Below are 10,428 nucleotides of genomic sequence, written 5' to 3' on the forward strand. Positions count from 1 at the left end.
GCTCGTTGCATAGCCGGACCGCCTCGCGTTTGAATTCGTCGGTGAAGTGCCTTCTTGTTCTGCTCATTCCATCCTCTCAGGATTACGTCAGCTTAGCTGATGTGTCCGGGAGAACAGGGGAAGGCCAAATACCGCTTTGCCTTGTTTGTCTTCGGCCACGACCATCGATAGTTGTGCCCACGCTTCCAGGAAGTCTTGCCGACAGCAGAAAACACGGTTCGCAGGTCGAACAAAAATCGAGTTATCGAGTGGTTCGAATCGGCGTTCGATTTTGCTCCCATTTGACGCCATTGCGACGATCATCCGTGAACGTGCCATTCGAGCTCGTGACGCCACGCGAGTCTGGAGTGGCGCATGAGACGCGCCACCCTCTGAACCTTCTGCGTCAAAACATACGATACATGCCGACAGCGATACCCGCAGACGTACCTTGGCGTGCAGTCCCGTCGACGTTCCATATCATCCGGACTGCCTACCCGCCGCGGATGTGGAGAACGTCACTTTCGCACTGTATCGGCACACCGCGAACTTTCGACGTCTGTGTAACTCTGCGTGCGGTGCTGTAGGCACTTAACGACGCTTGATCGTCAGTGCGTTCTTCACGGACTTCACATCGGCGACACCCTGAGCCGTCGAAATCGCGAGCGGGATCTGACTCGAATCGGGCACGGATCCTCCCACCACGATGTCCCCGTTCTTTGCCAACACGACGACATTGGTCGAGTCGAGTCCCTTCACTTTCACGAGCGCGCGGCGCACCGACTTGGCGAGCATGAGGTTTGCCCTACGTATTTCCTTAGGACCGGATGTCGGACTAACTGGCACCTGCGAAGCCGCGGATAAATCATCGCTGTCGCCATGAGCGTAGACGCTTGTCATACCAAGGGCAATCAGAACACAGGCGGTGTACTGGATAAAAGATGCTTTCTTCACGCTTTGCATTCCTCTGTAAATAACATACTCAAGATCGAGCGATCAAACTTGCGGCACGGGTCCCATCAAAAGATGTGGCGGATACCAATTTCCGCGCCGAAAGTGGTGGCGTTCGGGACACCGTTGAGTGCATTGTTGATCGAGATACCTGTATTCATCGTGCCACGGTTGTCCACCAGACCAAACTGCGCATAGAGCGTCGACGCACGTGAAAGGAAATAGTTTGCACCAACAGCACCGAGCAGCGAATGATTCGACGTATCGTTGCGGTCGCTCGTGAACCACACGCCGCCGTTAAGGGCGAGCTGGGGAAGCACGAGCCAGTCCACGCCTCCGCCATAGACGTTGTTGTTGATGGCGCCATACCCCACGCTTGACTCGCCCTGCCCCTTATAGTTGGTGAACGATGCCTTCAGCGTCACGTTGCCGATCTTGTACGATGTCCCAATCATGCGGCCTTCAAATCCGACGGTGGAAATGGCTGGCGCCGAGGTGCCTGAGGTGCCAACATTGCCATCATAGAAAGCCGCCTCAACCATCACGGTTCCGTTGTCATACTTCAGGTTCGCAGAGTATTGACGACCAGCCTGGAAGTCACCTGCCGACCCACCGAAAGCATAGAGGGCACTACCTTGGAAACCATAGAAGACAGGGCTTGTGTATGAAATCGAGTTCGCATTAAAAATGCCGGTAACAAAAGCGTTGTTGACATAGTTGACGAGACCGCTACCGAACTGCGAAACGCCGCGTGGATCGAGGTCAAAGAGCGAAAGGAAGAACGGTGAGAACTGCAGGCCGGCCTTGACTTCACCGTAGTTGTTCTCGAGGCCGATCCACGCCTGACGACCGAACATGTTCCCATTCGAATTGCCGAATCCACCGTTCGCCATGCTGATCCCGCTCTCCAGCTTGAAACTTGCCTTCAGTCCCCCTCCAAGATCCTCAGTACCCGTCAAGCCGAATTGTGAGGGAGACTGGCCACTATCGACGAACGAAAATTGACTGCCCGCATTGGCTCCTGTAGAGCTGGCTGTCTTGCTTGTATAGAGCAACCCCGCATCGACCATACCGTATAGCGTGACACTGCTCTGTGCGTGTGCGGCACCTCCAGCCAGCATGCTCGTGGCCGCCGCGATGAGTCTCAGAACCCGACCTCGTTGCTTGAACATCGATTGTCTCCATCTATGGACGGACCGGTTGCCGTCCGTATTAATATTTATTTACAGTAGTCAATTGTTATGTACTACTTATTACATAGCACTGAATTAAATTGCCTGGTTTCTGGTGCCTCCTCTGCGTAATGCTGTTTCAGACTGCAATCGACAACTACCCGATACCTCTAGCCTATACAGCAGGCCTGGCCAGAAGTCTCTTCTGACGCGCCGCAATAGCTGCTGGGAACGGCCTACTGGCATGCGCATGGCGGTTTGCCAATGGACCGCTGGGGCGGGGTCATATGTACACGCGGCGCAAGACGCGGAGACCGATCCCGATGCTGGCCATCTACTACTCAATGCTGCAGCGCTGGCGCCGTGAGACACGGCCGAGATAGCGCTGGTGCTGCACTTACGCGCATCCTGTAGCTGATTCATCAACGGGATACTCTTGCTCTTGCGAGATGTGCTTGCGGATCATGGATTGCAATGTTGGTGCCAGAGAAGGTGGTCTGAATTTAACCAAGGAAAACAAACTATTAGGGAGCACACTTGGTAGTAACCCCCGATGCATACTTACTAACATGAGATAAAATTGATCATCACTTTCTGATCTGAACTATCGTGCTTCCGAGGGTTTTCCCCAGATGAAACAACCGCTTATCTCTTCCCGGTATGAACGGCAGCGGAAGGCGTTGCCGACCGACAGGAAAGGGAATATCGATGACGGCACCACCCCTACACCGCAAGGATTGAGGGAATCCTTGGTGTTCTCGCCGGATGACGGGCGCATCTGGCTTAACGACCAGCGCATGCTTCTGTGGCGATCGAGCACTTACGGGGCGCTGCGCTGTGAGCTGGTCTCCTGTCTGGGTCTCGACCATGCTCGCTCGCTGCTAACTCGCGTTGGCTACACGACGGGGGGCCGCGATGTCGAACTCGTTCACCGTACGTGGCCCGATAGCGATCCGACTGAGGCATTCCATGCGGGGCTCAGACAGCTCAGGCTCGCAGGTATCGTTCGTCCGGAAATGGTCGCCCTTGATTTCGACGTTGGCAGTGGAGATTTCTACGCGGAGTTTCTGTTGCACGACTCGCATGAGGACGACGAACATATCGCATCCTTTGGCATCGGTACAGAACCGGGTTGCTGGATGACGGTTGGCTATTCGAGCGGATACGCGAGTGCGTTCATGGGGAAAAGGGTCATTTTTCGTGAGGTTTCCTGTCTCTCGAGCGGTGGTGATGTGTGTCGTATCATTGGGCGGCCCGCAGAGGAGTGGGACGACCCTGAGCAGGATCTGCGCTACTTCAAGCCGGAGGCTTCAGCTACACGAATGCGCCGCAGCTTCGTATCCGTGGCTTCGCAGACGGCCGGCCGAAATGACTCAACCGAAAGGAAAGAGACTGGCGTGGCGCCGCTGGTCGGCATTTCCTCGAGCTTCAGTGCTGCTCGTCATCTGATCGAGCGAGTGGCTTCGACCTCAGCAACAGTGCTGTTCACTGGCCCTTCCGGCGCCGGCAAGGAGCTGTTTGCACAGACGCTGCACGCCATCAGCCCAAGAGCGGAAGCGCCGTTCGTGGCAATCAACTGTGCTGCCATCCCCGACACCTTGATCGAGTCCGAGCTGTTCGGAGTCGAGAGGGGAGCCTACACCGGTGCGGTAAGCTCACGCCCCGGGCGCTTCGAGCGTGCCGAGGGCGGTACGCTGTTTCTTGATGAGATCGCGTCACTGAGCTTTGTCGCGCAAGGCAAGCTGCTCCGGGCGCTTCAGGAGCGTCGCATAGAGCGTGTTGGCGGCACACGGGAAATTGAAGTTGACGTGCGTGTTGTCGCTGCCACCAATGTCGACCTGCGCGACGAAGTGAGTGCGGGACGATTTCGCGAAGACTTGTTCTTTCGCCTGAATGTGTTTCCGATATCACTACCCCCTCTCAAGGAGCGGCGCGATGATATTCCACTGTTGATGGAGCTATTTTTGCGTCGCTACTCTGTGCAACATAAACGCGAGGTACCCGGGTTCACTTCGCGTGCAGTGCAGGCCCTACTTCAATACGAGTTTCCGGGAAATATTCGCGAGTTGCAGAATCTGGTAGAGCGCGGGCTGATAATGGCAGAAAAAGATGAGCCTATTGATGTGCATCATCTGTTTCGTGAGGGCGAAGTTCATACCATGCGACTGCTTTCACTGGCCGAAAATGGGCACCTCGTCCAAACAGGGACAATTGTGCAGGATGCGCCAATCCGGAAGAATGAACATACGGGGGCTGATTCGAACACCGGTGAGCTGTCCGCCAAGGAAGTGGCTACGTATCGAAAAGCCCTGGTGGCGAACAGGTACAATGTCGCTGCCACAGCCCGCGCGCTTGGACTCACACGTGCGCAGCTCGCTTATCGCCTTAAGCGTTACGGCCTGCTTTGATACACTGTCTTATGCACAACTGTAGTGCCGTCCAGTGCTTAACGCAAACAAGGTCATCGAGCCGCAGTGATGTATTGTTGTCCGATGCTCGGGGCTGGACCGCTTGAGCTATAGCACGCCGTCGCGAGTGCCATCCTATTCGGCCACGGCTTGCTCGCCTGGAGCGCGGCCATCATCGAGTATTAGCGTATCGAACACGATCTGTGGCTCCACGCTCATCGAGCCCAAGGTCTCTGTCAAACAGCCGCTGAGACTTGCCAAACCGGGCTGCTCCAGCCCCCGTACTGTCCGGCATGGGGCGGTCCCAGGTCAGCCTCTAGCGGCGCCGGGGCCGTCACCGAACAACCTTCTGATCACCCCCCTCAGCCACACGTTTGCCGGATCGCTATTATGGCGCGGATGCCAGAATTGGCGTAATGCCATTCGGGGTAAGGTCACGGGAGGGGCGAGTTCGCGCACTAGGTCAAATCGGGCGAACTGGCGTGCGAGCGCCTGAGGTACGGTCGCCAGCATGTGAGGGTGCGCATCCAGTAGTAGCGGTACGCTCAGAAAGTGTGGCGTACGCAGCACGATCTGGCGATGGATGCCGGCGGCTTCGATCACCTGATCGAAAGACGAGTGTACCGGATCGTTCAGATCAACGACGATGTGCTGTGCTGCCTCGAACTGGGCGAGTGTCAGCGCCTTCGGCAGGCGGCGGTTTCGCTTACTGACCAGAGTGACGAAAGGTGACGTGAAGAGCAACTGCTGATAGAGAATCTCGGGCAGGTTGCCCAGTGCACCGATTGCTAGGTCGGCATCGCCAGATTCCAGTGCTTCCGCCATGGCTTTGCTAGGCACCTGCAGCGTTCGTAGTACGCAGCCATGAGCATTTTCTTCGAAGAAGCGGAGCAACGGTGATACGAATTCCAGCTCGGCCAGATCCGTCAGGCACAGGGAGAATGTCCGGCGGGCCGAGCGCGGGCTGAACACTGCGCGCGAAAGCACCTCGTGACGGATAGTTTCCATCAGTGCATGGATGGATGGCGCCAGCTCCTCGGCACGAGGTGTGGGTAGCATGCCGCCCTTGCCGCGGTTGAACAGTGGGTCGTCATAGAACGCCCGCAACCGTGTCAGGGCGTGACTCATTCCACTCTGAGACAGACCCAGCCGGGACGCTGCCCTGGTCTGATGGCGTTCGGTCATCAGTGCGTCGAAGACACGCAATAAATTTAGATCGAAATCTGGATCATGTGTACGCTGCATGATGATAACTCGTGAAACCCGCTAGTCGAATGATACCGTGGCGCCTAAAGTAGGGCCACTCCTTCATTAACCGATCGATCAACGTCCATGAGTCTCTATGCTCTCCAGAAATTCCTTTACGACCTTAACCGGGATTCCTCCGTGCAGGATCATTACCGACGTGATCGGAAAACTGTACTCAATGGATACCGTCTGATTGAGGAGGAACGCAGGGCCATTGACGAAGGTGATTTGGGGCTGATTTATGTATTAGGCGCTAACGGGCAGCTATTGATGCATTTTGCGGCTTTTTTGGGAGTGCCTTGGGCGGCATACATCCAGGCGTTACGCGATGGTGTCAGCCGTTATGGCCCGGTTCGGGCAGGCGTATACGCGATGACCACCAGCATTGACGAAAAGGTTGCGGGCGTTTGATTTCCGCCGCCAGACCGATAGGAGAACAAAAGATATGAGTCTTGTTTTCGCAGGCGTATGCAGCCACGCCCCGGGCATCACCGGCCGGCCCCATATGGCGGAACCGCAGGTAGTCGAGGACTTCCACGAAGCGTTTTTCGCGATGGGAGAGGAAATGCGTGCCACTCGCCCCGATGCACTGATACTCGTCGGGGCAGAGCACTTCGGTAACTTCTTCATGAACAATATGCCGGCTTACGCGATCGGCATGGGTGAGGTTTATGAAGGTCCGATCGAGGATCCGGCGTGGCTCGGCATTCAGCGCACGGAGATACCGGGCAACCCCGAGCTGTCCCAGAGAGTGATCCAGGAAGTGATGCAAACAGTGGACGTCAGCTTCGCGGAGGAGTGGAAGTTCGATCATGGCCTGATGGTGCCCCTGCACTTCCTGACTCCAAAGTACGACCTGGACATCATTCCCGTCAACATCAACTGTCAGGGGCCTCCGCTCACTCCGATGGCGCGGGTCTGGGCCTTCGGTGAAGCGTTGCGCCGGGCCGCTGATAGCGTGACTGAGCGCATAGCAATTGTCGCTACTGGCGGCATTTCGCATTGGCCGTGCACGCCCGATTCAGGCCGCATCAACGAGGCGTGGGACCGTGAATTCCTGGAGCGCTGGTCGGCCAATGACAAGAGCGCGCTGCTGTCTTATACCGATGGTGAAATCTACAGTCAGGCGGGCCAGGGCGGCTTTGAGATCCGCACGTATGTAGCTCTCGCGGCTGCGGCCGGTGGCCAAGGCACACTGCGGTATTTTCGGCCCATTCCCATCTTTTCGGTCTCGGGTACGGTGGGCGTCATGGATATCGCAAACTGACCACGGATACGGTTATGCCACACTGCATAGTTGAATACACGAGTAACCTGGGCGAGGATGCCCAGATTCGTCCACTCCTCAAGAAGCTTGCTGCGAAATTTCGTGACTCGGAAGGGGTGTTTCCGACCGGGGGGATTCGCGTGCGCGCAATCCGGCTCGACGAATACGTGGTCGCAGACGGCGAAGCCGATGACGCGTTCGTCAATGTGATGGTGAAGATCGGGTCCGGACGCGATCCCGCTTTCAAGGAGCGGTTTTTCGGCGAGATGTTCGAAATGATCAAGGCTCATTTCGAACCAGTCTTCGAGACACGTTCGTTTGCGCTTTCAATGTATGTAGAAGAGGCCGACAAGGATGGTTCATACAAGGAGAACAACATCCACGCGCGCTTGAAACATCAGCCATGAGTTCCAGCGGGATACTCGTTCTCGCCAGCGCCGCCATTGATTTCGCGAATGGCGAGCGTTTCAGCTGGATCGATCAGACGCTGAAGAACCGCTGACATCACCGGCCATGGACGGTAACCGGTGCCGATCATGGCACCGAGTGGCACCCGCCTGGCATCTTCCCAGGGAAAATCGTCGGCTGATCCACGTCAATCTGCATAGTGCCGATCTTGCCGAATAGTTCGACGTCGCCGATCCCAAGCGCGTAGGCGACCGTAATCGAATCCTTGTGGGCATCCAGGCCCACGTACAGGCCAATATGCTACGCAAGTTGCCACGAAACAGGCTCGAACCAGGTCGCAAGTGAATCGTAAGCGGTCAATGACCCACGCCCTGCCATTGGCAGATGGAGTATGAGAGAAAGGTGTCCACCTAAATAGGTGAATAGGTGGACACCAATGACTGTCAAAAACTCAGAGTTAGGAGTAGTTCGGCTGACGCGGGACGGTCGTCGCCGGTACGATGAGAGCGCCAAACGCGCGCTGATAGAAGCGGCGCTGCAACCAGGCGTGTCGGTTGCGCGACTGGCGCAGGAGCATGGGATCAATGCCAACCTGCTGCGCAAATGGATTACGAAGTATCTGATGCAACGCGAAACGGCAGTGGCCGGCCAGCAGGATTCGCGCACGATCGAGATGATCGACGGAGTATCGATTGACATGCCGGCGCGTGAGCTGGTGAACTCATCTGCGTCGGCGTTTGCGCCAGTCGTGACAGTGCCGTCGCAGCCCCCGGTGGTGGCACGCGAGCCGCTACCTGGGGCGCCGGCAACAGCAGTCGCCCTGCATGTGCGCCTACCCAATGGTGTCGAATTAGACCTGGGCGAAACGAGTCTCGAAGAACTGACGGCAGTGGTCCAGATGCTCGGGAGGCTGCCGTGTTCCGGTTCGACGAAGGGCTGAAGGTATACCTGCATCGCGATCCGGTCGACTTCCGCATGGGCATCAACGGCCTGTCGATCCTGGTCGAACAGGCGATGCGCCTGCACCCGATGACTTCAGGCCTGTTCGTGTTCGGCAACCGCCGCCGAGACCGCATCAAGATTCTCGGCTGGGGCGGCAACGGCTTCTGGCTGCTGCTCAAGCGGCTCGAAGCTGACCGTTTCGTCTGGCCGACTGCACGAAGCGAAACGATCACGCTCAACGTCGAGCAACTGCATTGGCTGCTCGACGGCATCGATCTTGCCGTGATTCAGAAACACCCTCAGCGATATTACGCGCGGATCAGCTAAACATGGCGCGCACGGCATGGTCTAATAGGGCCATGCCAAACGACACCATCACGCTGAATGCTAAGGAATACCAGGCACTGCTTGCCGAGCGCGAGGCATTGCGTGGCGAGCTTCGGCTCCTGAGTGCCCAGCGTGATCTGGCTGAAGAGAAACTGCGCGCCTACAGGCACGAACTGTTCGGCGCATCGAGCGAGGCACGTCACGCCGACCAGCTCGGCCTGTTCAACGAAGCCGAAGCACTCGCACCGACCGACGCCGCACCCGCGCGCGAGGACGTGCCCGGCACGCAAGTCGCCGCTCACACACGCAAACGCGGGCGCAAGCCACTCGATCCGAATCTGCCGCGCGATGTCGTGCGCCACGAACTGCCGGAATCGGAGCGGTTCTGTGCGCACGATGGCCACGCGCTCGTCGAGATCGGCTTCGAGACGAGCGAACAGCTCGACGTGATTCCCGAGCAGGTGCGCGTCATTCAGCACCAGCGCGTCAAATACGCCTGCCCGTGCTGCGATCTGGGCATCAAGGTAACGCCAGCCCCGGTACGGATCATCCCGCGTGGGTTGCTCACGGAATCGGCGCTCGCGTGGATCATTACCGGCAAGTATCAGTACGGCATGCCACTGTATCGCCAGGCGACGCTGCTGCGCCGCTTCGGCGGCGACATCTCGTCGAATACACTGGCTGCCAGCGTGGTGCGTGTGGGTCTTGCCGCACAGCCCGTCATTAACCTGATGCGCGATGTGCTGCTCGAATCGGACCTCATCTACGGCGACGAGACGACCTTCCAGGTACTTAAGGAACCCGGACGAAGTCCTCAGTCGAAGAGCTATCTGTGGGCACAGGTCAACGGCTCCGGTCCGCCGGTGCGAATGTTCTCGTACTCGCCGGGGCGAGGTGCACAGCATGCACAGCGGCTTTATGCTGGTGTGAAGTCGGGTGCGGCGTTCATGACGGACGGCTACGAGCTTTACAACGGCATCGCCCACGATCACCTGCTCGTGCATCTCGGCTGCTGGGCGCATGTGCGCCGTGGCTTCATCAAGGCCGAAGAGTCCGTGCCGAAGGCAGCACGCTCGCCGGATCTGCTGGCCACGCACTTCGTTACGCTGATCGGCAAACTGTTTGCCGCCGAGGCACGCAGTGCGAAGTGGAAACCGGAACGTCGGCAGCGGCTGCGCGCACGCTACAGCGCCCGCGTGCTCGCCATCATCGAGCGCATGATGGTCAAACATCTGCCGAACGTTGTGCCGTCGAGCCTACTTGGCAAAGCGCTGCAATACATGGTCGGCCAGTGGCCCAAACTGATCCGCCACGTTGAGAACGGCATCTGGCCGATCTCGAACAACCTGTGCGAGAACGCGATCCGACCGTTCGTCGTCGGCCGTAAAGGCTGGCTGTTCTCCGATACCGTTGCGGGCGCGCAGGCCAGTGCCAATCTGTACTCGCTCGTCGAGACGTGCAAGGCCAACGGCGTCGAGCCGTATCGCTATCTCGTCTGGCTGTTTGCGAAATTGCCGCTCGCTACGACCGCTGACGATTACGCGGCGCTACTGCCTTGGGCCATGCCCGAGCAGATCCGCTGAGGGGCGTCGTTCACTGACCGTACATGGACGCCCCCGGTTTGCCAAGCTCGCAGTTGGTGAACGGTAGAAGGAAGATTGCACCCGTACATTCGGACTTTCGTTGTGAGACGGGCTCACTGTCCCTGATGGGTTTCGCTGGCCAG

11 protein-coding genes are annotated in these 10,428 nt (G+C 57.8%); 7 read left to right on the forward strand and 4 right to left on the reverse strand.

Annotation, left to right across the window (positions count from 1 at the left end; genetic code table 11):
• Positions 1–570: 570 nt before the first annotated feature.
• Positions 571–933, reverse strand: a complete 363-nt coding sequence (locus tag G3N97_RS40245) for a BON domain-containing protein (RefSeq protein ID WP_205996980.1) — start codon at positions 931–933, stop codon at positions 571–573.
• Positions 934–998: 65 nt separating this feature from the next.
• Positions 999–2,051 carry a porin gene (locus tag G3N97_RS32255; RefSeq protein ID WP_205996989.1) on the reverse strand — a complete coding sequence of 351 codons (1,053 nt, stop codon included), beginning with the start codon at positions 2,049–2,051 and terminating at the stop codon, positions 999–1,001.
• A 683-nt stretch (positions 2,052–2,734) separates the two neighbouring features.
• Here G3N97_RS32255 and G3N97_RS32260 point away from each other — a divergent pair.
• Entirely contained in the window at positions 2,735–4,510 is a 1,776-nt protein-coding gene (locus G3N97_RS32260) for a sigma-54-dependent Fis family transcriptional regulator (RefSeq protein ID WP_205996981.1), read from the forward strand.
• 309 nt (positions 4,511–4,819) lie between these two features.
• Here the strand turns inward: G3N97_RS32260 and G3N97_RS32265 are convergent, their stop codons facing one another.
• The gene (locus tag G3N97_RS32265) at positions 4,820–5,755 is read right to left on the reverse strand and encodes a LysR family transcriptional regulator (RefSeq protein WP_205996982.1); all 936 of its coding nucleotides are present in this window, start codon (positions 5,753–5,755) and stop codon (positions 4,820–4,822) included.
• Positions 5,756–5,842: 87 nt separating this feature from the next.
• Between G3N97_RS32265 and G3N97_RS32270 the strand changes: the two genes are divergently transcribed.
• The 3 genes from G3N97_RS32270 to G3N97_RS32280 are packed head-to-tail and all read left to right on the forward strand — an operon-like array spanning position 5,843 to position 7,432.
• Positions 5,843–6,169 carry an aromatic ring-opening dioxygenase subunit LigA gene (locus G3N97_RS32270; RefSeq protein ID WP_205996983.1) on the forward strand — a complete coding sequence of 109 codons (327 nt, stop codon included), beginning with the start codon at positions 5,843–5,845 and terminating at the stop codon, positions 6,167–6,169.
• Between the two features lie 34 nt (positions 6,170–6,203).
• A complete protein-coding gene (locus tag G3N97_RS32275; RefSeq protein WP_205996984.1) occupies positions 6,204–7,025 on the forward strand; it encodes an extradiol ring-cleavage dioxygenase in 822 nt (273 codons plus the stop codon).
• Positions 7,026–7,039: 14 nt separating this feature from the next.
• Positions 7,040–7,432 (forward strand): 5-carboxymethyl-2-hydroxymuconate Delta-isomerase, encoded by a 393-nt coding sequence (locus G3N97_RS32280; protein WP_205996985.1) that lies wholly within the window; start codon positions 7,040–7,042, stop codon positions 7,430–7,432.
• Here the strand turns inward: G3N97_RS32280 and G3N97_RS32285 are convergent.
• Positions 7,423–7,563 carry a hypothetical protein gene (locus G3N97_RS32285; RefSeq protein WP_205996986.1) on the reverse strand — a complete coding sequence of 47 codons (141 nt, stop codon included), beginning with the start codon at positions 7,561–7,563 and terminating at the stop codon, positions 7,423–7,425. The genes G3N97_RS32280 and G3N97_RS32285 overlap by 10 nt on opposite strands.
• 306 nt (positions 7,564–7,869) lie before the next feature.
• Here G3N97_RS32285 and G3N97_RS32290 point away from each other — a divergent pair, with 306 nt between their 5' ends.
• Genes G3N97_RS32290 through G3N97_RS32300 form a run of 3 tightly spaced genes read left to right on the forward strand, consistent with a single transcriptional unit; the run spans position 7,870 to position 10,285 of the window.
• Positions 7,870–8,373: a transposase gene (locus tag G3N97_RS32290; protein ID WP_205996987.1), complete on the forward strand. Its 504-nt coding sequence runs from the start codon at positions 7,870–7,872 to the stop codon at positions 8,371–8,373.
• Between the two features lie 35 nt (positions 8,374–8,408).
• Positions 8,409–8,702 (forward strand): IS66 family insertion sequence element accessory protein TnpB, encoded by a 294-nt coding sequence (gene tnpB, locus G3N97_RS32295; protein WP_205996988.1) that lies wholly within the window; start codon positions 8,409–8,411, stop codon positions 8,700–8,702.
• A gap of 32 nt (positions 8,703–8,734) precedes the next feature.
• Positions 8,735–10,285, forward strand: a complete 1,551-nt coding sequence (locus G3N97_RS32300) for an IS66 family transposase (RefSeq protein ID WP_205996990.1) — start codon at positions 8,735–8,737, stop codon at positions 10,283–10,285.
• Positions 10,286–10,428: the final 143 nt, after the last annotated feature.

The organism is Paraburkholderia sp. Ac-20347 (assembly GCF_017104805.1).
In the GTDB taxonomy this organism is placed as follows: domain Bacteria; phylum Pseudomonadota; class Gammaproteobacteria; order Burkholderiales; family Burkholderiaceae; genus Paraburkholderia; species Paraburkholderia tropica.

Coding starts and splice junctions, on each gene's coding strand:
- G3N97_RS32280 (WP_205996985.1), top strand. CDS start 7,040: ATGCCACACTGCATAGTTGAATACACGAGTAACCTGGGCGAGGATGCC.
- G3N97_RS32285 (WP_205996986.1), bottom strand. CDS start 7,563: ATGATCGGCACCGGTTACCGTCCATGGCCGGTGATGTCAGCGGTTCTT.
- G3N97_RS32300 (WP_205996990.1), top strand. CDS start 8,735: ATGCCAAACGACACCATCACGCTGAATGCTAAGGAATACCAGGCACTG.
- tnpB (WP_205996988.1), top strand. CDS start 8,409: ATGGGCATCAACGGCCTGTCGATCCTGGTCGAACAGGCGATGCGCCTG.
- G3N97_RS32270 (WP_205996983.1), top strand. CDS start 5,843: ATGAGTCTCTATGCTCTCCAGAAATTCCTTTACGACCTTAACCGGGAT.
- G3N97_RS32275 (WP_205996984.1), top strand. CDS start 6,204: ATGAGTCTTGTTTTCGCAGGCGTATGCAGCCACGCCCCGGGCATCACC.
- G3N97_RS32255 (WP_205996989.1), bottom strand. CDS start 2,051: ATGCTGGCTGGAGGTGCCGCACACGCACAGAGCAGTGTCACGCTATAC.
- G3N97_RS32265 (WP_205996982.1), bottom strand. CDS start 5,755: ATGCAGCGTACACATGATCCAGATTTCGATCTAAATTTATTGCGTGTC.
- G3N97_RS32290 (WP_205996987.1), top strand. CDS start 7,870: ATGACTGTCAAAAACTCAGAGTTAGGAGTAGTTCGGCTGACGCGGGAC.
- G3N97_RS32260 (WP_205996981.1), top strand. CDS start 2,735: ATGAAACAACCGCTTATCTCTTCCCGGTATGAACGGCAGCGGAAGGCG.